The organism is Leptospira selangorensis (assembly GCF_004769405.1).
In the GTDB taxonomy this organism is placed as follows: domain Bacteria; phylum Spirochaetota; class Leptospiria; order Leptospirales; family Leptospiraceae; genus Leptospira_B; species Leptospira_B selangorensis.
This window is the reverse complement of sequence record NZ_RQES01000005.1, coordinates 619,436-643,950: the sequence shown is the minus strand read 5'-3', so window position 1 is coordinate 643,950 and position 24,515 is coordinate 619,436. Positions and strand designations below refer to the sequence as shown.

Annotated in this window: 27 protein-coding genes; 13 read left to right on the top strand and 14 right to left on the bottom strand. The window is 41.0% G+C overall.

What is annotated here, in order from left to right; all coding sequences use genetic code 11:
- Positions 1-3 precede the first annotated feature (3 nt).
- From EHO58_RS04625 to EHO58_RS04615, 3 genes are read right to left on the bottom strand one after another with little or no spacing between them, the layout of a single operon-like run.
- Positions 4-942 (bottom strand): DUF1554 domain-containing protein, encoded by a 939-nt coding sequence (locus EHO58_RS04625; RefSeq protein WP_135678863.1) that lies wholly within the window; start codon positions 940-942, stop codon positions 4-6.
- Positions 943-946: 4 nt separating this feature from the next.
- A complete protein-coding gene (locus EHO58_RS04620) occupies positions 947-1,660 on the bottom strand; it encodes a hypothetical protein (RefSeq protein ID WP_135678861.1) in 714 nt (237 codons plus the stop codon).
- Positions 1,657-2,355, bottom strand: coding sequence for an alpha/beta hydrolase (locus EHO58_RS04615; protein WP_167483182.1), 699 nt, complete (start codon positions 2,353-2,355; stop codon positions 1,657-1,659). Before EHO58_RS04615 ends, EHO58_RS04620 begins: the two co-directional genes overlap by 4 nt.
- Before the next feature lie 206 nt (positions 2,356-2,561).
- Here EHO58_RS04615 and EHO58_RS04610 point away from each other — a divergent pair, with 206 nt between their 5' ends.
- Together EHO58_RS04610 and EHO58_RS19860 are read left to right on the top strand one after the other, a co-directional pair.
- Positions 2,562-3,335: a LamG domain-containing protein gene (locus EHO58_RS04610; RefSeq protein ID WP_135678859.1), complete on the top strand. Its 774-nt coding sequence runs from the start codon at positions 2,562-2,564 to the stop codon at positions 3,333-3,335.
- 122 nt (positions 3,336-3,457) lie between these two features.
- Complete coding sequence (locus tag EHO58_RS19860) at positions 3,458-4,996, top strand: LA_3751/LA_3752 family putative glycosyltransferase (RefSeq protein WP_425269426.1); 1,539 nt, start codon at positions 3,458-3,460, stop codon at positions 4,994-4,996.
- A gap of 33 nt (positions 4,997-5,029) precedes the next feature.
- Here the strand turns inward: EHO58_RS19860 and EHO58_RS04600 are convergent, their stop codons facing one another.
- Positions 5,030-6,193, bottom strand: coding sequence for a YheT family hydrolase (locus EHO58_RS04600; protein WP_135678855.1), 1,164 nt, complete (start codon positions 6,191-6,193; stop codon positions 5,030-5,032).
- A gap of 463 nt (positions 6,194-6,656) precedes the next feature.
- Here EHO58_RS04600 and EHO58_RS04595 point away from each other — a divergent pair, with 463 nt between their 5' ends.
- From EHO58_RS04595 to EHO58_RS04570, 6 genes are all read left to right on the top strand, one after another.
- Positions 6,657-7,424: a glucose 1-dehydrogenase gene (locus EHO58_RS04595; protein WP_086448525.1), complete on the top strand. Its 768-nt coding sequence runs from the start codon at positions 6,657-6,659 to the stop codon at positions 7,422-7,424.
- A gap of 10 nt (positions 7,425-7,434) precedes the next feature.
- A complete protein-coding gene (locus tag EHO58_RS04590; RefSeq protein ID WP_135666970.1) occupies positions 7,435-8,598 on the top strand; it encodes a thiolase domain-containing protein in 1,164 nt (387 codons plus the stop codon).
- Positions 8,598-8,957, top strand: coding sequence for a Zn-ribbon domain-containing OB-fold protein (locus EHO58_RS04585; RefSeq protein WP_135627536.1), 360 nt, complete (start codon positions 8,598-8,600; stop codon positions 8,955-8,957). The genes EHO58_RS04590 and EHO58_RS04585 overlap by 1 nt, the downstream gene beginning before the upstream one ends.
- A gap of 252 nt (positions 8,958-9,209) precedes the next feature.
- A complete protein-coding gene (locus tag EHO58_RS04580; RefSeq protein WP_135678853.1) occupies positions 9,210-9,623 on the top strand; it encodes a c-type cytochrome in 414 nt (137 codons plus the stop codon).
- Between the two features lie 92 nt (positions 9,624-9,715).
- Positions 9,716-9,928 (top strand): hypothetical protein, encoded by a 213-nt coding sequence (locus EHO58_RS04575; RefSeq protein ID WP_086447183.1) that lies wholly within the window; start codon positions 9,716-9,718, stop codon positions 9,926-9,928.
- An 89-nt stretch (positions 9,929-10,017) separates the two neighbouring features.
- A complete protein-coding gene (locus EHO58_RS04570) occupies positions 10,018-10,356 on the top strand; it encodes an STAS domain-containing protein (protein ID WP_020769614.1) in 339 nt (112 codons plus the stop codon).
- Here the strand turns inward: EHO58_RS04570 and kdsB are convergent.
- The 7 genes from kdsB to EHO58_RS04535 all read right to left on the bottom strand — a co-directional run bounded on the left by kdsB (position 10,353) and on the right by EHO58_RS04535 (position 15,472).
- Positions 10,353-11,096 (bottom strand): 3-deoxy-manno-octulosonate cytidylyltransferase, encoded by a 744-nt coding sequence (gene kdsB / locus EHO58_RS04565; protein WP_135678852.1) that lies wholly within the window; start codon positions 11,094-11,096, stop codon positions 10,353-10,355. The genes EHO58_RS04570 and kdsB overlap by 4 nt on opposite strands.
- Positions 11,096-11,620: a flagellar basal body-associated FliL family protein gene (locus EHO58_RS04560; RefSeq protein WP_008591739.1), complete on the bottom strand. Its 525-nt coding sequence runs from the start codon at positions 11,618-11,620 to the stop codon at positions 11,096-11,098. The genes kdsB and EHO58_RS04560 overlap by 1 nt, the downstream gene beginning before the upstream one ends.
- A gap of 21 nt (positions 11,621-11,641) precedes the next feature.
- On the bottom strand, positions 11,642-12,469 hold the full coding sequence (gene motB, locus EHO58_RS04555) for a flagellar motor protein MotB (RefSeq protein ID WP_135627539.1): 828 nt from the start codon (positions 12,467-12,469) through the stop codon (positions 11,642-11,644).
- 21 nt (positions 12,470-12,490) lie between these two features.
- A complete protein-coding gene (locus tag EHO58_RS04550) occupies positions 12,491-13,273 on the bottom strand; it encodes a motility protein A (RefSeq protein WP_100722752.1) in 783 nt (260 codons plus the stop codon).
- Between the two features lie 6 nt (positions 13,274-13,279).
- Positions 13,280-13,504, bottom strand: a complete 225-nt coding sequence (locus tag EHO58_RS04545) for a flagellar FlbD family protein (protein ID WP_100706477.1) — start codon at positions 13,502-13,504, stop codon at positions 13,280-13,282.
- Positions 13,501-14,604 (bottom strand): glycosyltransferase, encoded by a 1,104-nt coding sequence (locus EHO58_RS04540; protein ID WP_167483181.1) that lies wholly within the window; start codon positions 14,602-14,604, stop codon positions 13,501-13,503. Before EHO58_RS04540 ends, EHO58_RS04545 begins: the two co-directional genes overlap by 4 nt.
- A 64-nt stretch (positions 14,605-14,668) precedes the next feature.
- The gene (locus tag EHO58_RS04535) at positions 14,669-15,472 is read right to left on the bottom strand and encodes an MlaD family protein (protein WP_100722750.1); all 804 of its coding nucleotides are present in this window, start codon (positions 15,470-15,472) and stop codon (positions 14,669-14,671) included.
- A 136-nt stretch (positions 15,473-15,608) separates the two neighbouring features.
- On the opposite strand from EHO58_RS04535, the gene EHO58_RS04530 reads away from it, so the two are divergent.
- The 5 genes from EHO58_RS04530 (at position 15,609) to EHO58_RS04510 (ending at position 21,431) form a co-directional block, all read left to right on the top strand.
- Positions 15,609-16,352, top strand: coding sequence for a cell division protein FtsQ/DivIB (locus tag EHO58_RS04530; RefSeq protein ID WP_135627541.1), 744 nt, complete (start codon positions 15,609-15,611; stop codon positions 16,350-16,352).
- Between the two features lie 4 nt (positions 16,353-16,356).
- Entirely contained in the window at positions 16,357-17,583 is a 1,227-nt protein-coding gene (gene ftsA / locus EHO58_RS04525; protein WP_135614208.1) for a cell division protein FtsA, read from the top strand.
- A 10-nt stretch (positions 17,584-17,593) separates the two neighbouring features.
- Positions 17,594-18,781 (top strand): cell division protein FtsZ, encoded by a 1,188-nt coding sequence (gene ftsZ, locus EHO58_RS04520; RefSeq protein WP_135678850.1) that lies wholly within the window; start codon positions 17,594-17,596, stop codon positions 18,779-18,781.
- Positions 18,782-19,060: 279 nt separating this feature from the next.
- Positions 19,061-21,004, top strand: a complete 1,944-nt coding sequence (locus tag EHO58_RS04515; protein ID WP_135678849.1) for a PhoX family protein — start codon at positions 19,061-19,063, stop codon at positions 21,002-21,004.
- Positions 21,005-21,071: 67 nt separating this feature from the next.
- A complete protein-coding gene (locus EHO58_RS04510; RefSeq protein WP_135627544.1) occupies positions 21,072-21,431 on the top strand; it encodes an LIC11213 family lipoprotein in 360 nt (119 codons plus the stop codon).
- An 18-nt stretch (positions 21,432-21,449) separates the two neighbouring features.
- Here the strand turns inward: EHO58_RS04510 and EHO58_RS04505 are convergent, their stop codons facing one another.
- From EHO58_RS04505 to EHO58_RS04495, 3 genes are read right to left on the bottom strand one after another with little or no spacing between them, the layout of a single operon-like run.
- Complete coding sequence (locus EHO58_RS04505) at positions 21,450-22,523, bottom strand: lipoprotein LipL41 (RefSeq protein ID WP_135678847.1); 1,074 nt, start codon at positions 22,521-22,523, stop codon at positions 21,450-21,452.
- Positions 22,524-22,551: 28 nt separating this feature from the next.
- Positions 22,552-23,709 (bottom strand): metallophosphoesterase, encoded by a 1,158-nt coding sequence (locus tag EHO58_RS04500; protein ID WP_244241060.1) that lies wholly within the window; start codon positions 23,707-23,709, stop codon positions 22,552-22,554.
- Positions 23,679-24,515, bottom strand: a complete 837-nt coding sequence (locus EHO58_RS04495; protein WP_135678846.1) for a bile acid:sodium symporter — start codon at positions 24,513-24,515, stop codon at positions 23,679-23,681. The genes EHO58_RS04500 and EHO58_RS04495 overlap by 31 nt, the downstream gene beginning before the upstream one ends.

Sequence of the window (24,515 nt, the reverse complement as noted above, 5' to 3'; positions counted from 1 at the left end):
GAATTATTGCTGAACGCATACTACTGATTTCGCCAAATTACAGAAGTCCGGAGTTCCAGCGGATATTCCACCCACGTTTGGATCGCCAGAACTGGCAAAATTTCCTTGGTCAATAGAGTTATTAGAAGTCCAACCTTGACATGTATTTGCAGTAGTCCAATCGGTTTGTAAACCGGTCCAATATCCTGCGGCAGTGGCACTTATCCCGCTTCCAGTGCCGAATGAAAATAATGCATTTGCATCCGTTGCAAATGCTTTCACAAAAGTACCGCCGGCAAAATCTATATAATCTTTATTCGGAAGTAAAACCCAATCAATCTTGGAAGGCATCGCCCTTCTCCAAGTCCCTGCGACTGCAAAAGTTTTGTAAGTTCCGGAAGGAAGTCCGCTGCCGAACAAATTGTTCGCTTCATTTTGACAAACAAAATCCGCAAAACCACCGGATCCAAAATTTCCAGCATAGGTCGCATTTGTAGCAAATAAGAATTTATCATTATCCTTTTGTAATATTGAATATGGAATTGTCTCCGAGTTTGGAGTAAGGATAGAGATCACAATGGAATTATCAGTAGAATCCGAATCATCCGAAGTTCCTGTTATAGTCAAGGTTTGAGGAATATTATAATTGGAAGGAGTGAATATCAGACTTGATGGAGAAACAGAAGCTATTGCAGGGTTACTACTGGAAAAATTATATGTCGCAGAAGTATCAGGCTTATGAACTAAAGAAATAGATAGAACTAAAGAACCTCCCTCTGGCAGAGAATTCCCTCCGGTAATAATAAGCTCTTTATCGCATCCACTGATAAAACAATTAATAATCGCATTTTCATAATATGCTTGTGTGTTTGGATCTCCGGAATTTTCGGATTTGATCGCACAAGAAACCAGAAAGGCCGAAAAGCAGATCGTAAATAGTAAAAAAACCTGCTTGGTACGCATAAACTTAAACCGGATCCTTAAAATGGGAAGATTCTGCGCCGTTTTTGGATTCGAAACCTTCTCCCTGCTCCAAATAACTTTCTAATTCTTCTTTTAGACCGTGAGGAAGTTGAAGGCCTGAACTTTCTATCCTTTCATTATACTTACTAAAAGAAAATCTATGTCTTGAAGTTCCAAGATACACACTTAAAGCTTCCGAGCCCCATTCCAAAATATCTCTGATATATTCTTCATTCTCTTCTAACTTCTCCGCGTAAGGAATAAAGAGAGGTCTATTTACGGGACGACCAATAGTTCTATAAAATAAAAGCCTTCGGAGAACTTCGTGATCTTTCCAATTACCCGCGTCAAGTGCTCTCTCCACCATTCTAAGATTGATACAATCTAAAAATTCTATTTTAAGATTTTCATTTCTCAATCTTCTACGGAGGCTGGCTTTGATCTCTTCGGACTCATATAAAAAATTAGGACAATATTCAGGACATTCTTGGTCCTTATGTAAATCACAATAATGTAATAGAATACAATCAATATCCGAAGAAGGTTCTACGATCCCAAAATTGATCGAACCCAAAATTTCCACACCGGTACGAAAACCTTTGTCTTCTAATTCCTTTAAAGCGATGCGGCAAGCCTGCATTCTCCTCAAAGCTTCTTTGGTATCGTAGTTGCGGTATTTGTTTTTGAGGGCTACGTATTTTTCTATCAGATGGGTCATTCGAACAGTTCTCGCAAATAGCGGTTCATACCGTGTAATACTATCTCCGGGATTTCATGTCCACCCGGAAATGCCAGTAGCTCACCTACCCAGCCTGCATCTTTTAACACTGTTTCTAATCTTTTTGCGGCGGGATAACCAAGCACAGGGTCCATTCTACCATGACTTTGAAAAAATTTATAGCCCGGAGTTTGTTTTGCATATTGGGACCAATGAGTTTCATCCAATAAAGTTCCCGACAGAATGACAAGACCTTTGGGCTTTTTCTCTGCCTTAAGGGTAATCTCAGTCGCAAGCATGGATCCTTGCGAAAAACCACCCAAGATAATACGATCCATTGGGACATCCAAGGCCTGGATCATCTCTTCTACCTTTTGTTTGGCCTCTGCCAGACCGGCCGGATAACGTTCGAAAAGTTCCCTAGAACCTCCCGCAACCATTGCCCTTTGTAATGCTTCCATATCGATAGGGAACCAAGCCTTACCATTATAACCCGGTGCGATCGGGACTTCTAAGATCCCATCCGGAAAAATAAAATTCGTGCCCTCAGGAACGTCCATATATGAATACAAAGGAAGAAGGTCGAACGCGTTTGCACCGTAACCATGCATAAAGATGACATAGGGACCTTGCGGATCACCAGGAATGCGTGCTGCTTTAACGGGACCTAATTGGACAAGTGGGATATCATACATGGTTTCCTTGTAAGAGAACCCAAGGAAATTGGCAATGTTATAATTTCGACATAACCTAACTCGGAAGCAGTTTTTCCTCAAAGTTTGATTCCGAATTTATAATGTAGAAGGACCAAAAAACGTTTTCCCTATAATTTCATTATGCTTCATTGAGTTAAAATGAAAAAGGTCCAGGATTGGCTGGTTATAATAAATACGAAAATTCCATGCGAATCCTGATTTTTGCAATTCTACTCCCCTTCTACTTTATAAACTGCGGAACTTATCTTCTCTTAACAAACCAAGAACAAAAAGACAAACATGCGTTTTTAGATTTAGTCCAACTCACTTTATTGGATTCTTCCATCGGACTAGTCCATTATTGGCCGTTAGACGGAGATACTCGAGATATAGTAGGCGGTTTAGACCTAACAACCGTAAGTGGAACCCCTACATTAACTGCGGATCGATTCGGATTTCCTGGAAAAGCATATTATTATGATGGCTTAGGAGGCTATCACCAATCCTCTGCGCAAGGGCCTCTCTTTTTCGACGGGACAGTTTCCTCATTCACGGTCAGCGCTTGGGTAAAGGGGAAATATCCTCCCGGAAACAACGGGAACGAATTCATGTTTTTAAGCCAAGGTTCGGGATTAGGTCTTCAATTATATGCGCTGACCGCAGGTTCTTGTAGCGGAAGACTTAGAGCTTTCACGAATAACGGAGGTTCAGGAGATGTGGATGTCGGCACTGATTGCGGAGAATATCCTGAAGATGTTTGGTATCATATGGTCTTCACTTGGGATATCCAAAGATTAACCGCTTCTTTATATGTGAATAACGTCTTAGTGAACTCCGGAACTTTCGGAGTAAATCGTCCGTGGGCTACGAACAACTTTTTCCAATTGGGTCTATCCAACATATCTTCTCAACTTTTTGAAGGAAGTATCGACGATGTGAGGATTTATAATAGAGCGGTTTTTCCAGTTTCGAGTTTATAATAATTCAAAGTTTGGAAGCGATTACGCAGAAGTTACAATCGACCGTTTCAAAATCTATATGCCTAAAATATTTCTATTCATATCCACTTTATAAAAAAAAATGCTATATTATAGAGGATAAAATGTCGTTTTCCTTAAAAAAATTTGATTATAATCTTTTAGCTATCGGTGCTAGTATTCTTTTCATTCTAATATTTATTTTTAAAATCCATCCAGAGTCAATTTTGGTATCAGATAACCAACGTAAAATGATACAAGCGCAAGCCCTCATTGATTCGAACTTCCAATCTGAATCCTCTACTTGTCCTGCCTTAAAAGATCTAGGCCAATGCTCTTATTTTCATAGAGGGAGAGGAGATTTACCTACCCGAGTTGTTGGGGTCTTTCCCGTCGCCTTTTCTTTGGTTGCCTCGATCTTTGGGCTGCTTGGAAATTATAGCCTTTTGTATTACATGTCTCTTATACTTTTTCTGATAAGTATATCGATCTTGAAATTTCGATCCGGTGTCAGTTGGATTGGAATATTAGCTTTAACGCTTGGGCCCTGCTTTTTCCATTCCATGGCATTTCCAGATTATGCGATCACTTTTTTACTAACTACTATATTAGTTTCTTTTTACGACAAGCCAGCTTCTTCCTTTCTAGTAAATGGTTTGGTCGGATTTTTATGCGGTTTAGCTATCTTCTTCCGCCCTGAAAACATTTTTTTACCCTTTTTCTTAGGTGCTTTTCAACTGATAGATTTCTTTTTAAATCGTAATTCCAATGATAAGGAAGATTTCGATAAAAGCCGTCTCGTTATACTCATATGCTCCGGACTAGCGGTTATTACATTCGTGATCGTCAATTATTCTTTATATGATTCTGTATTAGGTACACGTATCGCTGGAAATTCGCAAAAACTTTTGACCCAAGAAAGAAATAAGACTCTATCCCTCTTACTTTTTGCCAATGGAAGAATCGGTTTTCTATTATTCTCTCCTTGGATCATCCTCGCCTTCTTCCTTTTCGTCTTAAAATTTCGGACTATGGAAAAGAAGTTCAAATTCCTTTTAATGGCCTCTTTTTTTTCTCTCGTTGCAATTGTATTGTTCGCGCCAAATGATGCTAATCTTGACTGGGGAACACGTTATCTTTCTTGGATCAGTGTACCGATCGTCTTACTTACTTTTTCAGAAAACTCTAAGAAACTTTTACTTGAGTTTGGACGAAAAATTAAAATCAGCGCAATAACACTACTTTGTTTAAGTATAGCAGTTTCCTTAATATACATGACTGTTCAGATCCAGTATTCAAAAGCATTCATAAAATACAATACTTGGCTCAAGAATCAAAAAACCGAGATTACCGTTGTTCAACAGCCAAACATTGAAATTTTATACGGCCAAGAAATTTTGCACAGAAAAGTTTTATTTCCAGATAGAAGAGAAGATCCAAAAAAATTTGTGCAATTTATAACCCCAAAAGTTTCCATTATCGACCTAGTTCGTTATGAACCATCTACAACTGCTTTACTCGAATCCTATGGAGCCCCTCCTGAGGAAGAAGATTACGTACCTGGTTCAGACTATCGATTAGAACAGGAATTCAAACAAAATGGTTGGAAAGAAGTTTCCAAGCAAAGACTTGAGAAGGTGGAAATCGTGACGTTGGAAAGGTAGAGAAGAGCGCAAGGTCGAAGTTGCGCAAAGCAGTTAACGCTTTTTCGCAGTCTTAGTTTTTAATTTCTTTTTATTTTTAGGCAATTGGTCTTCAACCGCTTTAAAATATTCGCAGACAAGATGATCCGACCAAGATATCGCTTTCCATCCTTCAAAATATGCAATATGGCTTCCTCTTTTTGTATAAACATGGATCGAATTAGGAAGATTTTCCAGCCAATGCAAATTCTCTAAAACATTCTGGTTTACACAGATAGGATCATCCTTTGCATTCAAGATCATGATTGGAGTTCGGATATTTTTCATTACCAATGCAGGGTTCGAATGCCGGTAATATTCTTCCTTATCGTCAAAACCAGAAAGGCTGTGCAAACGATCCTGGAATTCACCTAAGGTTTTTGATTCCAACACTTCTTGAAATCCTCCTAGGGAAGATAAGGTTTCATAATGACGTTTCAAAAAATAATTAATCAGTCTTTGGCCCATGATCTTACTATAAACCGGATGAACCCTATGAAATGCTTTTTCGATATCATATGCGGGTGAAATCGCAACTGCAGCATCCAATAAACTTTTAGTACCGGATTCACCTAGGTATCGAGCAAGCAATCCGGAACCCGCAGAGATCCCCACTCCAAACAAAGGACTATTCGGAAATTTTTTCTTAATGTAAGAGAGTTGCTCTTTTAAATCCGAACTAGACCCCATCGTGTTTATTTGCGGCTTAGAAAGTGGAAGATTCCCATGTCCTCTTCTAATACAAACCACGGAAGCCCAATTCAGCTGAGCTCGAATCGTTTTCACAATAGATTTAACATCTTGTTCGTCCCCACTGATTGTATGAAAGACGATCGCAATTGGATCGGAATCCGTCTTTTTCTTTCCTTTAATATTGGACCAGGCAAGTCCAGTGACACCACCGTCCTTCATTTTAAGCTGTTCGATCTTATCGTAATGAAAAAATTTGGAACGATGTTCTCTAAAAAGTAAGAGAGCCAGCATTAGATGATTATTAAAACACCAGATCGTAGGAAAATATTTTCTAGTTAAGCGGGGAGAATCTGCAATTACCCTCCTTACAAACTCTCCTTCACTGAACTGGAGAACAGGTTTTTCTACTACTTCTATAAAATAATAAACGAGGAAGGCGAGAAGGATGAATAAAGCGAGATAAACGAAGTGGAAGGAGGAGAACATTCAATAATCCGAAGGAAAATACTTAGGGAAAGAATGGGCGGAGAAAGGTTCGGGTCTATTACTTTTTTTGGAGCTTACAAGCAGCAAAATAAGTTTTCCTGGTCCTCAATGCGCATGGGCGAATATGCGCCAACTTAACTCAAAACTTCCAACAAGTATATATTATATATTCATAATATTTACTCCCCCTAAAAACTTCCCAACATAATAATCTCCCAAAAAAAAATGAGACATATCCAACCTAAACTCTAAAACCCCCACTCCCCCTACATCTTGCGAACAAATGTTCAACAAAAACGAACACTGTTTTAGGGACTGATAATCCGATGAATTTTTCTTGTCGGGAATCCAGGTACAATCCATCTTTTACCAGAACAATCGTTCTACTTCAAACGGATCGAATTCTATCTGTACGATCCGCAAGTTCAAAATTTCGTTATCCGAGGACATAAGAGGGATCCAAATGGCAAAACAATTCGAAGGTAAAGTTGCATTAGTAACTGGAGCTGCATCTCCCAGAGGTTTAGGCCGCGCTATCGCCAATACTATCGCAAGAGATGGTGGGGATGTAGTCGTAGTAGACTTAAATAAAGAGCATATCGAGCAGGCGGCCGCTGATATCGCTAAAGAATTCGGCGTTAAAACATTAGGTATTCCAGTAAATGTTACTAAACCTGAAGATTGTGACGCTGCTATTAATGCTGTTAAAGAGAAATTCGGTAAACTGGATTTCTTAGTAAACAACGCTGGAGTTCTAAAAGATAATCTTTTTATCAGAATGAGCGAGCAAGAGTATGATTTCGTGATGGATGTGAACGCGAAAGGTGTGTTCTTGATGACCAAATACGCTTCTAAACTTCTTTTAAAAGCTCCTTCCGGTAGAATTGTGAATATCTCTTCTCTTTCAGGTCTTTCTGGTCAACCTGGCCAAGCAAACTACTCTTCTTCAAAAGCTGCTGTGATAGCCCTTACTAAAGTTGCAGCAAGAGAATTTTCAGGTAGAAACGTTTTAGTAAATGCGGTTTGCCCTGGTTATGTGCAAACGGATATGACTGCTTCTCTTCCTGAAGAAGTTCAGAAAAAACTTACCGATCCTATGTTCATTCCTTTGAAAAGACCGGGAACTCAACAAGAGATTGCTAACGCAGTGGAATTTTTCCTTTCAGATAAAGCATCTTATATCACTGGTGTTTTCCTTCGTGTAGACGGCGGCGCCGGTATCGGAATGTAAGGAGTTAATCATGAGAGAAGTAGCAATCATCGGGGCCTACGAAACGGTTCACGGTAATCATAAAGACAGAACTCTTCGCGATTTAGTCACAGAAGCAGGTAACGGAGCCATCAAAGATTCAGGCATAGACAGAAAGGAAATCCAAGCTGTTTATGTTGGAAACTACGCTGGCAATGAATTTAACGCTCAAAACACAATGGGTTCTTATGCAGCCAACTTACTTGGATTAGGTGATCGTCCCGCAATCCGCACCGAAGGAGCTTGTGCTTCCGGTGGGATCGCAATGAGACAGGGCGTTCTTGCAGTTGCATCCGGTCTATACGATACGGTTTTAGTTCTGGGTGTAGAAAAAATGAACGGCCTAGATCCGGAAACTACGATGGAAATCGTAGCAAGAGGACAAGACCAAGATGTAGAAGGTGGATATTGTATTTCCGGTCCTTCCGGTTTTGCATTGAATGCTATCCGCCATATGCATGAGTTCGGCACCACTAAGGAAATGTTGGCAACTGTTGCGGAAAAAAACTATTTCCACGGTAGCTTAAATCCATTTGCTCATAAACAAAAAGAGATTTCTTTCAATAATATCATGAGAGCAAGAATGGTAACTACTCCATTCGGTTTTCATGATGTTTCCCTGGTTACGGATGCTTCTGCTGCAGTTGTGATCACTACCAAAGAAAAAGCAAAGTCGGTTCGTAAGGACTATGTTGTAGTAAAAGGCTCCGGGATCGGCGGGGATTACTTCAATGTGGCTCTTAAAAAAGATTCCGTAAGCTTCCCCGCATCAGTTCAAGCTGCTACTGAGGCATTTAAAATGGCCGGTGTGGAAAGAAAGGACATCGATGTTCTGGAATGCCATGACTGTTTCACCATCACCGAGATCATTAATATAGAAGATCTTGGCTTTGTTGAAAAAGGAAAAGGTGGTCAGTTCACTAAAGATGGCCATACTCGATTAGGCGGAAAACTTCCTGTAAACACTTCAGGTGGTTTAAAAGCAAAAGGCCATCCAGTTGGTGCTACTGGTGTTGGGCAAGTTGTAGAGATGACTTTTCAACTTAGAGATCAATCTGAAAAACGACAAGTTGCAAATGCTCGCACTGCTCTAACTCACGTTTTAGGCGGCCCGGGCGCAGTTAGTATAGTGCATATCCTGCAAAGGGGGGAATAATGGCTGAAGTTATGGAAGCTCATTCTTTAACCGGAAAAAAATGTAAGTCTTGTGGATTCGAAGCTACTGATCCTGTTGTTTCTTGCACGAGCTGCGGATCTGAAGATGTGGAAGCTAAAACTTTTTCAGGTAAAGGAAAGGTTTATACTTACACAGTAGTTCATGTCGGTTTCGGACATTTGGCACCAAGAGCGCCTTACGTTCTTGCAGTCATCGAATTAGAAGAAGGCGCAAAAACCATGAGTATTATCGAAGGAGAATACCAAGGTAAACCTGTCACTGAATCTGTTGCGATCGACATGCCTGTTCTTTTCGATAGAACAGAAACTTCTACGGGATTTATTTTTAAACCCGCTTGATCTAAAAAAGAAAGCGGGGTGGGACTTACCCCGCTTTTGTTTTACAAAAAACCAATAAGTCCGATTCTTTTCCATTCTTAGAAATCGATATTAAGAATCATCTCCGGATATTTTGACAAAAGTCAATTTTCGGGCCCTTCTACTCTTTACTCGAAATCCTTTGCGAATATCGCGCCGACAATACCGTGACAAAAAGTTCTTTGCTTTCTCTTTCTGAAAAAGAAACTTGGAACCAATATAAAGGAGTAATCCATGAAGACTCGGGCAATCCTGATTTCCCTTTTTGTTTCCATTCTCTCCCTCATCTTCCTATTGAACTGCGGAGATAAAGAAAAGCCGAAAGAAGAAGCTGCACCTGTAGCAAGCGCAGCAACTTTAAGTCCTGAAGTAGAAGAAGGTAAAAAACTTTTTCTTGAAAACGGATGTAACGCATGCCACGGAGATACAGGCGCTGGAGACGGAGCAGCTGCAGCTAGCTTAAATCCAAAACCAAGAAATTACAAAGCACCTGCTAACGAATGGAAAAATGGTCCAACAGAAGCAGGAATTCTGAAAACTTTGAACAATGGAATTCCAAGCAACCCTGTGATGACTTCCTACAAGTTCTTAGGTGACGAAAAACTTAAAAAAATTGCTAAGTACGTAATCCACCTAAACCAAAATTAATTCAAATTCTTAGGGAGTCCGAAATGACTCCCTTCTTGATTTTTTCCCACTTTTCTTCTGGAAGTTTTCCACCCCCATTTCAACCTAGCTTTGTGAGCCAATCCTCTTCTTTACCACATTGCGACAGTTGCGGAACGGACAGGAAATCCCCTCTTTCCAGAGAAGTGAAAACTTACGGTAATTGGGCCTGGTTTTTGATCCTTTTCGGGATTTCTTCCAAACCTACTACTGTTTCATTTCAATGTTCCCAATGCGGCCAGATTTTCGACAGACTTTCTCCGGAGGAGCTAGAGCACTACGTTTAACGGATTACTTCCAGTAGGCGGTCGGTTTTTCCGAGGAAACGGGATTGACTGTCTTCGAGAGGGAAGGTCTTTTGTGCTAAATAAGGCAGATGTCTGACGAATTCAAAATAAACGTGGATCTTGAACCTAATGTTCCGGTGATCCATATCTCCGGAGAAATTACCTCCGAGGCAGATGACGAAATTTTGGGAAAATACCAGTCCATTCCCGAACAACGTAGGACCAGGGTGATTCTGAATTTCCACGGAACGTCTTACATCAATTCGGCGGGACTTGCTACCTTGATCAGTTTGATCACCAAAGCAAGTGAGTCTTCTTCTAAAATTGAATTTGCAGGTCTAAACGATCATTTCAGAAAAGTGATGGATATCGTTGGTCTTACGGATTTCGTTTTAATCCATAACACTCTGCAAGAAGCTCTTAGTTAAGGGATCAGTCCCTTCTTCTTAAAATCTTCCACTACTAATTCCAGATCTTCAGGTGTATCCACACTTAATGCGGCGCGATTTGCGATATACACTCCGATAGAATGTCCTGCTTCCATTGCTCTCAATTGTTCTAGTGATTCAGATTCTTCTAATGCGCTTGGGGGAAGATCGGGATATCCAAGTAAGAAGTCTCTATCGTATCCGTAAATTCCCAGATGTCTATACGCCGGGACTGTTTTTTTAAATTGGCTAGGGATTGCAGACCGGGAGAAGTATAACGCTCTTCCGTTTTTGTCCAAGACCACTTTGACCCTGTTCGGATCTTGGATCTCGTTTTCTTCTAATTGAACTGCTGCGGTGCTCATCGCCCAATCCGGTCTTTCCAATTTGAGTTTTGCAACTCCGTCTATGAGTTCGGATTCGATTCCAGGTTCGTCACCTTGGATATTGATTATAATTCCTGAGTCCGGATATTTGAGTGCAACTTCTCTGATCCTATCCGTTCCGGAAGGATGATCGGGAGAAGTCATTACCGCCTTACCACCATTCTCCGAAACGATCTGTAAGATTCTTTCGTCGTCAGTGGCAACTACTACATCATGAAGGAGAGAAGATTTTAAGGAATTCTTATATGTCCAGGCGATCATAGGAAGGTCCCCGATCTTGGCCAATGGTTTGCCAGGAAATCGGGAACTTCCATATCTTGCGGGTATGACCCCTAGGATTTTCGGTTTTGTCATCAGTTGACGATAAATTCTGTGAAGTAAACTTCTTGGATCTTTCCGTCGGAGAGAATATGATTGATCTGAGCCTTGATCTCTTCTCTCAGATCTAACTGATCTTCAACGTCGATCAGATCGTCCTTGGTTTTTCTTCCTATGATTAGGTTCACCAAGTCTCTCATCTGAGCGATCCTTTCCGCAAGTTCCGCAGTGATCTTAGCATCGTCTCTCGCAACTCCGAAAGATAATTTCATCTTCACGAAGTGAGTTTCCCCTTTATCCGCGGTATTGATCCTGAACTCTTCCTGAAATTGGAAGGTCATTAATGGCGGAGGAGGTTTTACTAAGGCTACGTTTTTCATTTCACGGAAAGTACTAGTCGCCGCTTGTTTCGCAACAAACATGGAAACAAGTACAACTATGATAATTCCGAATACGGCACCGGCAATATAGATCAGCCATTTGATGAGCGGAGACGAGCCGGCGCCGGCATCCGCCGCGGGTAAACCGCCTTCTTCCTCGTCTATTTCGGGATCGCCCATGGGTATTCTCCTTTTACTCTACTATAATCCACTTTCGGTGGAAGTTTCTGAACCTGGAACACGGCTTTTTGGTAGGCCGAAATTGGATTCGTAGTCGCTTCGTTTGGTGGATTTTTCCGTTAAAATTACGATATCAATTCTTCTATTGAATGCTTTTGCTTCCGGAGTTCCTAGGTTCTCCACAACCAAAGGCCTATAAGATCCGAAACTCACTGCTTGGAACCAACTCGGATCCAATTTCCCAACTCCCACGATATAATCCGTGGAGTTGATCGCTCTTGCTCCTGCAAGGTCCCAATTATTTAAATAAGTTCTTTCTTCCCTGCTAGGATTTGCGCCGGGGAGCACCGCATCTGCGTCGCAGTGACCTTCTACCCGTACGAATCTTTCGAGTCCCTTAATGAGTCCGCTGGCTTTTTTTAATGTGCCTTTGATCGGTTCCTGTAAAATTGCAGAGCCAGGATTAAAATAATCGGCTCCAACTAAGCTGATCACAAGACCTCTTTCGTCTTCAGTTACTCGCACTTTCCCTGCTTCTATCTCGGGCTTAAATAATTCCGTAGCGGTCTTCTTGGATTTAGAAAGTGCCTTTCCAGTAGTCATGGAAGGAAGACTTTCTATATTCATTCCCATCTCTTCCAATTTTCCTTTGGAAAGAGTTTGGCCGCCGTCGAAAAATCCTGTAGTTGTCTTGAATGCGGATAGAATGATCTGCATTTCTATCGCATTCGTTTTACCTGTACGGTATAACATAATGAAGAAGCAAAGAAGAAGTGTAACCATGTCTCCATAAGTAAGCATGTACTCTGGAATATTCTGGATACACTCTGGACATTTCTGTTTTGCCATATTCTTCTTCCGAAATAAATCTTAATCGTTTTCGTCTTTCAATACGCCGCGTTCGCCAGGTGGCAGATAACTTGCGAGTTTGTCTTTCACGATACGAGGGTTGTCTCCTGATTGTATGGAGAGTGTACCTTCTATCATGATCTGTCTTACTAATAGTTCGTCTTCGGATTTACGCATGAGTTTTTTCATGATCGGGATCGCAATCATGTTCGCTCCCATGGATCCGTACAATGTGGTGATCAAAGCTGCCGCCATCCCTGTTCCGATCGCGCTCGCGTCTCCGGATCCAAGGTTCTTTAACATCTGAACGAGTCCGATCAGAGTTCCGATCATCCCGAATGCTGGAGCAAGCGCTCCCCAGTTTTCCCACCAAGCTTTTCCGGCTCCGTGTCTGGATGCAATATTACTCATTTCAGTTTCCATAATATTGCGAACGAGTTCAGGATCCGTTCCGTCCACGACCAGGGTAATTCCCTTTCTTAAAAATTCTTCAGGAAGTTCGTTCACGTCATCTTCTAACGCGAGTAGACCTTCTCTCCTTGCTTTTTCGGAGAAGGAAACCAATGTTTTAATGAGTCCGATTAGATCGCTTTTTTCTTCTCTAAAAGCCTTACGAGTTACCTTGCCCAATTCCAAAGTATTTTGCCAAGGTACGGCCATCACCGTACAAGCGGTAGCTCCTCCGAATGTGATCAATACGGAAGGTACGTCCACGATATCGATCGGGTTCAAACCGGCGGAAAGAATCCCGAAAGCGAATACTACGACTGCAGAGCCGAAACCTATGATTGTAGCTATATCCATTGTAGTTTAATCTGCCCTCTTAAATTGATCCGGCGCGGAACCCAAAGGAAACACCAGCACTCGTTTTTTGAACTCCAAAATTTTTTCGATCACTTCGGGTATACTTTCCTGGACCACATATTTTCTATCATTAGACAAAGTGATCGTAGTATCCGGATTGGCCTCGATACATTCTATATGAGAGGCGTTTAGAACGAATTCATTTCCTTTTAATCTATGCAAAGTAATCAAACGCCCCTCCTTTTTCCAGAGTTCTTGTTTATAGTCTCGACCGTCTTTTGAATTTGGATGATGAATTTTTCCTCTGTAAAACGGTTTACCGAGGCCTGAAAGTCCCTGGATTTCCATTCTTTTCGGTCCGATTCCTCTAATGCGGAGTTCAATGCCTCCGCTGTCTGCTCTTTGAAGAATAGCCCGGTCTTTCCGGAAACTACCGTTTCCAGAGCTCCACCTTTTGCGTATGCCAGAACAGGTGTACAATACCCCTGAGCCTCGACAGGCGCGATCCCGAAATCTTCCATCCCGGGAAAAATGAATGTCTTCGCCTTGGCCATATACTCTTGCACTTCGTTTCTTGGCCTATGAGGTAAGATCTCCACATTAGGTGGAAGATCTTTTATAAGTTTCTTATATTCTTGGCCGCTTCCTAAAATTTTAAGAGGCCTTCCATTCTTTCTGTATGCTTCTATCGCTAAGTCGATCCGTTTATAAGGAGCAAATGCGGACACGATCAGGTCGAAGTTTTCCTTCTTCCCGACTTTTACCTGAAACCCTTTAGGCAAACAAGGAGGATATACAACTTGAGAGTCCCTTCTATAAAACTTTTGGATCCTTCTCGCAACAAACTCGGAGTTGCATAAAAAAGAATCCACTCTGTTAGAAGAAACGGAATCCCAGGTGCGAAGATAATTGGAGACAAGCTCGAACGCAAAAAATTTCAAACCGCTTCTCGCAGGAAAATAATCATAATAAAGATCCCAAACATATCTCATGGGAGAATGTACATAACTAATATGGATCGCATCCGGGTCCGGGATCACACCTTTTGCAACACAATGAGAAGAAGACACTATCAGATCATATCCTCTTAGATCCAAGGACTCTATCGCAGTAGGAAATAAAGGAAGATACCAACGGTACTTGGATTTGAAAGGAAGTTTATCGGTGAACGCGGTTACGATCTTTCTATTTTCTATTCTTTCGTTTAACTTTCCTTTTTCATAAAAAAGGGTAAATAGATCCGCATCCGGAAATACTTTGAGGATAGAATCAAGTACGATCTCTCCCCCTCTCATTCCATTCAGCCAATCATGGATCACTGCGACTTTCATAGATACTAGGATCGGCAGGGTAGCTTAGTTTGTCCCCGCCTTTTCGAAGCGGTTATAACCTGAGTTATAGTCTATTCAAATAGAAATCGCTGGAAATCCCACCGATGATGGTGGTCCTACGATATAGATTGATGGAGAAAGGAATAGGAGCACTTCTTTCTAATTTGCGGTATCCTTCTACATACCTTCTGGCGTCGTCCCCCAAAATTCTCATATCTGTCAATGTCTCGGCCAGATTATCATAGGTATCCGGATCATTTATAAACCTTGGAACGGAACCGTTACTACTTTTGAGTTTATAAGAGATCTCTTCCATGTTTGCGAACATCAAAGTGATATCTTGTTTATTTTCTCGGATCACACCCGTGGATGCTGCAAAGAAGTCATCATAGTATCTGGCAGAAGGAGCAAAATCAGGACGGAAATCTTCTTCTTCCTTATATGTTGGTTTAAAGAATGCCTGCTTGGAGTCTTCTTCCGCGTTTCCGGGATTAATATCTATAGTTCTTCCGGAAAGTACCGTAGCCGTCCTAAAACTAATATCATAGTTTGAGTATAATGTGATCGGTTCTGCAAGACGGATCGTGATCTCTACAGCCTTGGTCCTATTCTTGTCCAAAAATCTTTTGTCAGGAACTTCTTCTATCCCAACCACATCCACATCTCGAACGATTCCCCTCTCCAATCCTAAAATGCTGACCGGAGTTCCGGGGCGAATACCTTGGGACTTAGGATAATAAATTTTTAAAGTATAAGGATAATCCTCTTCGGAACCTGATCTTTCGATCACAGATTGGTATAAGAGTACGAAAAAAGCACAAAAGAAAACGAAACCTAGATGAATGGGAGAAGGGATCGGGAATTTCATACTTTCTTCTATTAGAAACTTCGGCTTTCCATTCGGATCAACTAAATCCTGCTAAATCAAAAATAGATGGGCGAAATTTTGAAGAATTTCCCGATAATTCTAAGGGAAAGGAAGAAAAAACCTGCTCCAAACAGCTATGAGACATAATATAATTGACTTTTTGAAAGAATCCGTTCAAAAAAGAACGAGTTGGTGGCTTCTGGCCTTCCTCTTTCTATTGGCGAGCACTCTAGGCTGGGGATTTAGGAGGGGGACCCTTCCCCAGGAGTTGAATAAACTCATACTGACAGGACACGAAACTCTTAGAACGGAAGAAATAGTTCAGATCATGGGTATCCAACCGGGAACCTCTTTCGAAAATTACGACCTCGGCCAAATGGAACACCGACTTACCTCACATCCCAGAATCAAATCCGCTCATTTGGAAAAAAAAACGGACGACCAATTACTGGTGGAGATCACCGAAAGAAAACCGAATTATCTTGTGAACTCGGACGGTCATCTTTTCGAAATTGATTCAGACCTAAAGATACTTTCCATGGATGATGTTAGGAGCCAAGGGCTCACTGTTCTTTCCGGAACATTCCCGAGAGAAAAAGGAGAAGTGGTCGGTGCCGCGTTCAAAGACCTTCACACTTCCGTAGAGAATGCATTTCGTTCTTATCCAGCATTAAAGACCCGTATCTCAGAAGTATCCTTGCATGAAGATGGAGAAATTTTTGTCTACGCAGACACTCCTCTTTCAGTTCGTGTGCAAGTTGGGACCTTATTCCAAACGGAACAGGTCAGAAAGTTATACGCTGTATTAGCATATCTTGAAAAAGAAAAGGTCCGCCCCAAACTCGTGGACATACGAGGAGAAGACGCGGTCTACCATTAAGAATATGGAATCTTCTGAAAGAATCATAGTTTCTCTGGATCTAGGATCAGCACTTACTAAAGTGGTGGTAGGACGTCCTATCTCAGAATACGAAACTGAAATTATAGGAACCGGAATGTTCCCTTCGTCCGGGATCAAAAACGGATCCATTATCAATATAGAAGCGACTACTCGTTCCATCATAGAAGCAGTGAGTGAAGCGGAACTCATGTGTGGACAAGAGATCGGTTATGTTGTTGTGAATGTAACAGGTAAATCTGTTCGTGCAGACAATTCCAAGGGAGTTGTTGCGATCACTAACAGAGACAGAGTTGTAACCGAGCCGGATATAGTTAGAGTGATAGAAGCTGCACAAGCAGTTCGAGTTCCAGCTGACCAAGAAATATTACATGTTCTTTCCAAAGAATTCTCGGTAGACGATCAAACTTCCATCAAAGATCCGATCGGAATGACAGGAGTTCGTTTAGAAGCGGAAGTACATATAGTCACAGCCGGTCTAACAGCACTTCATAATTTAGAAAAATGTATTGAAGCAGCAGGTTTGGCGGAAGAGACAAGAGTTCTTTCTAGCTTAGCTTCTTCCGATGCTGTTTTAACTTCCGGAGAAAAGGATCTTGGCACTGCCGTATTGGATATAGGCGCAGGGATCTGTGATCTGATCGTTTACGTGGACGGAGGGATCGCTTATTCTTCCGTTATCCCATTCGGTGGATATAATGTTACTTCCGATCTTTCGATCGGTCTGAAAACCACTATTGAAACTGCCGAACTTGTGAAAAAAAGATTCGGTCATTGTTCATTAGAAGAAATAGATCCAACTGAAACAGTAGAGATCCCCCCGATCAGCGGAAGACCTGCAAGAGCTGTTCTGAGAGAAGAGCTAGTGCATGTAATCGAACCTCGTATGAGGGAAATTTTCGAAATGGTGGACGCAGAACTTATTAAGTCCGGAAAAAAATCATTTCTCGCGGGCGGAGTCATTCTCACTGGAGGAGGAAGCCTTCTGGAAGGAATAGAAAGCCTGGCAGAAGATGTATTTCGCCTAACGGTAACTCGTGCAAGACCTGCGGGACTCTCCGGACTTTCGGATAGAGTATCTTCTCCTGAATTCGCTACGGCAGTCGGACTTATCAAATACGCCTCCAGATTAGGGGACATGGAAAGAAAATCCCAGGACAGAAGCGAAACCTGGGGCAAAAAAATTCGGAGATGGATAGAGGAAAACCTCTAAGGGAGTGATCATGTTACGTTTCGAAGAAGAAGATAAATCAAACCCTGCTATTATTAAAGTTTTAGGAATCGGCGGCGGCGGAATGAATGCAGTCGCAAGAATGGCGAATTCCAGCCTAAGAGGTGTGGAATACGTTATCATGAATACCGACGAACAGGTATTAAAACGTTCCGAAATAGAAAGTAAGATCGCATTAGGTTCCAAGACCACAAGAGGAATGGGTGCCGGTGGAGATCCTGAACTAGGCGCAAGAGCAGCAGAAGAAGACAGAGAAAAAATCGCATCCGTAATCCAAGGTGCGGACATGGTTTTCGTAACTGCAGGAATGGGAGGCGGAACCGGAACTGGTGCAGCACCTATCGTTGCTAAGATCGCAAAAGAACAAAAATGTTTAGTAGTCGGAGTGGTCACTATTCCTTTTTCTTTCGAAGGAAAAAGAAGAATGGAACTTGCAAAAAGAGGGATAGAACAACTTCGCTCTTATGTTGATACTTTAATTTTAGTGAATAATGAATCCATCTTTCAAGTAGTAGAAAGAGATACTCCTATCGACCAAGCATTCAGAGTGATAGATGATATTCTTCTAAATGCAGTAAGAGGGATCAGCGATATCGTTAATAATCCTGGAATCATCAATGTGGATTTCGCAGATGTAAAAGCGATCATGAGAGACACAGGTGATGCAGTTATGGGAGTGGGAGAAGGTTACGGAGAAAACAAAGTTTCCGAAGCCGTGAACTTTGCGATAGATAACGCGTTATTGGATTCTCGCTCTATAGCAGGTGCAACTTCTCTTTTGATTAATGTTACCGGTGGAACCGATCTTACTATTTCAGATTGGAACGAAGTATCTCAGATCATCACTTCCCAAGTAGATCCAAATGCAAATATCATTATTGGTTTAACTGAAGATGCTGATTTGGAAAAAAGAATTCGTATCACAGTGATCGCTACAGGTTTTAACAAAAGATCGGCAGGAATCGGATCTGTTCCTAAATTACAATCCCAACCCCAAAGAAAAGTGGTAGGACTTCCTGAAATGGAAGAGTCTCGTCCATCTTTCAAAACGGAACCGGAAAGGATCAGCAATGACCCTGAAAATTACAGAACCCTCAAGTCCAAAAACCCTTCCGGAAACCTGAAAGAGGATTATGATATTCCTGCTTTCTTAAGAAGAGGAGAAAAAGGGAGAAATTAAACTTCCTTCTCTCTTAAAAACTACACCCGTCACGAATTTTCCCATTACAAAAAGGAATTTTCGTAACGGGAACGTGATCCGCTCTTTCATTTTAAATTTCATAAATTCGTAATATATTTTCCTGTTTCGGAATTTCACATCGTAACAATACGATCCTTAGCTCTAATCTAAATTTTCCCGTTTTGTAATCCCCCGGAAACGATCCTAGTTCATTAAATAATCATTAGGCGAGAAGTTAGAAAAAGAAAATTTCTTCGACCGAACAGGAGGTTTTCGAAAATGAAAGATTTAATTCGTAAAAAGAAAAGATCTTCAAAAATAAACAATTCGATTCTTTTAATTTGTTTTACTCTTCCAATCTTATTCATGGCGAACTGTGCCGTTGAAAGAGGAGAAGATAGCGCTGCGTTAGCGCTTTTGGGAGCAGGAACGAACTCTTTTAGGGATGTTTCCTTTGAAGAAGCGAATTTTCCGTCCACAGCTGCTCAAAAAGCCACTCACCAGGTTTCCGCTACGATTACGGTTAACGGTATAGACCAATCTATTTCTTACGTCAATTTGTTACGTTCCGGAGATGTACTAGGTACAGGAACTTTCGGACTGCCTGTAGATAAGACTGGAACAGCGATCCCGAACGGAACAGCCATAGGTTATACCTTCAGGAACGGAGGAACCGGCCAAAACGGTCCGAGTATGTCTTCTGATTTCAGTTCTTTGATAGAAGTAGCCGGATCCATCTTCATGATCACTCATTTTGAGGACGTGGTCGGAAGTATGTATATTACAAAATTGAATCAGGACTCGGGAACCGGTGCGTTAACCGCAACTTCTACAAGATATGTGGATATGTCCGGCGTAAAAGGGATCTATATTCCATGCGCGGGAAGTGTTTCTCCTTGGAACACTCATTTAGGTTCGGAAGAATACGAACCTAACGCTGCAAAAGCGAATACTGCAACCAATATGAATTATTATCCTGCGTATTTGGGTGCCGAAGCAGCAAATCCGTATCGTTACGGTTGGATTCCAGAAATTAAGATCCTGAATTCCAATGGAGACACTTCCGTTACGAAACATTTTGCAATGGGAAGATTTGCCCATGAATTGGCTAAAGTATTGCCTGATGAAAGATCCGTTTATTTAGCAGATGATGGAGCTAACGTAGGATTATTCTTCTTTGTAGCCGATCTGAAAAAAGACCTGAGTGCCGGAACTCTTTACGCTGCAAAATGGACCCAAAAATCGGCAACTAACGGTGGCTCTGCGGATATTACTTGGATCAATTTAGGACATTCTACAACTACTGAAATAAGTGCTGCTATCAACGCGGGAATCACATTTATAGATATGTTCGAAGCGGATTCTGCTTTTGACGGTTCTACTCCTGGTTCTTGCACTGTTGCAAGCGGTTACAAATACATAGAAGTAGAAGGTTCCGGAAAAGAATGTCTCAAATTAAAGACAGGTAACTACAGCACCGGAGCAAGTATAGAAATACTCGCATCCAGATTGGAGACTAGAAGATACGCAGCTTTAAAAGGTGCAAGTATTGAATTCAATAAAGAAGAGGGTATTACCTATAATACGGACGCATCCAAACTGTATGTTGCGATGAGCAGCTTAAAAGCGGGAATGATAGACGTAGCAGGAGATATACAACTTCCATCCAATCCTTGCGGAGGAGTTTACTCCTTGGATCTAGGCGGAGGAAAAAAAGACACATTAGGAAACAATATCAATAGCTCTTACGTTGCATTCACCATGGCTGGAGAAGTGATGGGAGAACTTGCTTCCGTTTCCGATTTCGGATATTTAGCTTACGGTTCGGACTTAAGTAATACATGCAAAGCAGGCTCCATTGCAAATCCGGACAACGTAGCTTTTATGGAAAATTCGAATATCCTGATCATTGGAGAAGATACAAATACCGGAGAACACCAGAACGACGCGACTTTTGCGTATAATGTTCGGACAAAAACTTTGACACGTATTTGGACCACTCCATACGGTTCGGAAACCACTTCCCCATATTTCTATAAGAACGTAAACGGTTGGAGTTATCTCACAGTAGTGACACAACACCCGTATGGTGAAAACGATATGACCAATTCTAAAAAGTCTTGGTCCACCCATAATTCGGATGAAGGATCTCCTACAATTCCGACTTACGGAGACAGTTTATATCCTTCTTATGTAGGTTATATCGGTCCCTTTAGATATTGAAGACGTATCCTCTTCGACCGAAGGAACACCGTTCCTTCGGTCTTTTTTTATTCACACGGAGAACTGAATGTTCCATTCAAACATAAAAACATTAATTATACTTTTATCATTCTTTCTATTTTATTGTTCCAAAAAACCTGTCTACCAAGGAGAAGAGAGAAAACCTTGCGACATACATGCGAAACCTTCTTCTTTTTGTATTTTAGAGGCTTACGGTTCTGTCACCCTCTGTTCCAAATGCCATCCAGGGGATGGGCCTTTCGATATTTTAAGTTATAAAGAAGTGAGTGCAAGAGTAGTTCCGGGAAGTCCGGAAAGTAGCGTATTATATAGATATTTAACGAAAGGTGGAAAGATGCACGCATTCGGAACGGAACATTTCGAAAAAGCTACGTATCGCTGGATCAAGGACGGAGCTCTGCCTTAACCCATCTTCGAAGGTAATTTACTTTTCCTCGGTTGCCTCTTCTTCTATTTGAGGAGGCGCCATCAATTCTTTCAACTCTTTCAAATAATCATCTTCCGGGCCGCCTAAACGGATTGCTTCATCATAAAATTGGGTCGCCTTTTGATAATCCCCTTCCGAAAAATAATACGTAGCTAAATTTGCTTTGGCCGCCCAAGACTTACCCTTTGCTTTTAGATCCGCTTTCTCCCAAGAAATTTTAGCCCTATGGAAATTCGGATTTTCTCCTGTAATCTCTTCGTATCCTTCTAAAAGAAGAGCTTCTACTTCGGGATTTTCATCTTCCGTAAAAATAGAAATATCCTCCGATTCAACTTTAGGAGAAAGTCTTCTTTGTATTTCAGAGATGGACTCGTCTAAGGCCGTGGAAAGTGAAGGAAGTATACTAGGACAACTAACGTCTCCTACTCCATTATAGATGATAGAATGTTTACTAATGACAGTCTTCATCATTTCTCCGGAATCTATCCGGATCAAATTTGCTTCTATCGGGATATAAACTTTTCGGACACCTGTAGGCTTTACAATCGGATCGTTCACAAGAGAAGCCGCCGCTCTACTATATTGCCGATTCTTGTCCTTTCCTGCGGTAGCTGCTCTAAGAACTGCCAGCCCAAGAGCAAGATAATCCATTTTAGCTTCTACATAACATTGAGACTCAGGTTGTTTAACGGAAACATATAAGACTGCATCCGCGCTCAATATTTCTCCGATCCTCTTTCTATTTTTTTGTATTCCTTCTAAGGAAGTATCCTTAGCTTCCAGAACATCAGGTCTGTCTTTTAGATCCAAAATTTTAAAATAAGAATCTTTCGAAAAACTTTCATAAATTTTTCCTGGAACCATCATTACGAAAGAACGATTACTTTCATGGCTCCATATCTCCGAATTCATCGGCTCTAAAGTAAACGCGACTGTTTTTACTCCGTTTAAAAATTGTTTTAAGTCTCTTCCCTCTTTTGTAGCAGGATACTTAGGGTATTCGACGGTTACGGATTGGCAGGTAATAAAAACCGCTAACAAACAGAATAGAAAGACTAAAGTGAACCGCATATCGGATCGGACCCTTTCTCGGTAAATTTTAGATCCCGTTTTTCACGGTTTCTTTTGTGGAATTTGCAGGTAGGAGCTCCAACAAAATCAAATGAGGTCTTGCACCGAATCGAATTCTGGGAGCCACGTGACCTTCTGCCCCTAAACCTCTACTAACTATAATATCAGTATTTTCATAAGCGTTCAATCCCCCAGCCGCAATATGTCGAGGAACCCTGGAAAGAGTTAGGATTGGACCGAAAAACGGAACTTGGACCTGTCCTCCATGAGTATGCCCGGCTAGGATCAAATCCACTTTTTCAGTCGGTTGATGCAAAACTGAATCAGGATAATGACTGATCAGGATGGAATAAATATCTTCGGGGATCTCTCTTTTCAAACTCCAGATCAAAGTTTTATTCCTATAATCCGGCAAACCTAATCCGATCAAACCGATCTTATTCTTCCCGACTTGAATGACTTTTGATTTTCGATCCCATAGAACCGACCCGCTCTTAGAAGAAAAATCCGTATAACGTAAGATATGATCCACATCACCTGTAACAAAGAAGAATCCATTATTATATTTAAATTTTTTCAGATAAGAAGTTACGATCGGATATAAGGAGGAATGATTCATCACATCTCCGGTAAATAAGATCAGATCCGGTTGGAAACGATTTGCTTCTTCTCTAACTTCTAAATGTAAGTCTCTAATATCATCCGTTTGTAAATCCGAGATATGTACGATTTTAATAGGAGAAATTATTTTATCCGATCGGATTTGGATACGTTCCACATCCAGATGATTCGGCTCCCAAACTTCGGAATAAAATTTAATACAAACTAAGAAGATAGAAACAAATAAGAAAACAATTCTTTTGGAAAATGCAAAATGAACGAGACCAAATACAGGAAGAGCAATCGTCAAAACTGTCCAAGCGATCCTAACTCGAATAAAAGAACTCACATCCAAAAAGAAAGGAACAGTCGAAGCAATGATTAGATAGATCAGTAAAAGAATTAGAATTCTTTTATAAAAGGAAAGGTCCCGTTCTTTAGAAAATATAAACTTTCTCTTATTTCCCAAGAATACAAAAAGAAACAGGGTAAAAGTGACGATTACTAAAACATCTATTATAAAATTAGATTTAGAATACGCATTCAAATAAAAATTCATATTTGGATCTTCTTCTTTCCATTCCAAAATTCCGCGGCGATAGCGCTCAATAAATACATGACAGTTCCATACATAAGAACAGTAAGTAATGTTTCACTTTGTTTGAGATGAAGCTCCGCAAGAAGTAAAGCTAAGGACAAACTTCTGATCCCGGAAACCATAGACAAGGAAGCTCTAACTTCTTTTGTTGAATTAAATAAAAAGATCCCGGGGAGAAGAGAAAATCCAACTGCAATAGAAGCTCCGATCCAAGCAATCCAGCCCAAACTCAGCGCAAATTCGCCATATTGAAAGATCAAAAGTAAGATAGATAATATTAAACAAAAACTGCTAAACCTTTCCACCCAAGGAGCAATCGGATCAAAAAATTTAGGAAAGAAATATTTGCTCAGAAGCCCGAGAAGCAATGGTAAACCTTGCAAAAAGGTTCCGATCAAAAAAAGTTTTAGAAAAAGATCGAAATTAAATCCCGAACCACCTTGGTAGATAGAAAATATCAAAGGAGTGAGAATCGTATTCGCGCCGTTCAATAACGCGATCAACATTCCGCCCAGTGCGGGATTTCCTTTTGCCCTTAAAACGAATAATCCTCCGGATGCTCCTCCGGGAGAAGCAGCACAAAGAAAAATTGCCGCAAATGCAAGTTCGGATACTCCTAAAAGTTTTCCTGAAAAAAATACGCAAACAGGAAGTATCCCAAAATTCCAAAAGAATGCGAATACTAAGATCGGAATAAATTTGGACCAAGAGCCCAATTCTTTTTTTTCTATCCTCAACCCCAAACCATACATTGAGGAAAGAGAAAGAAGGATGAGTACGATCCGTATTAACAT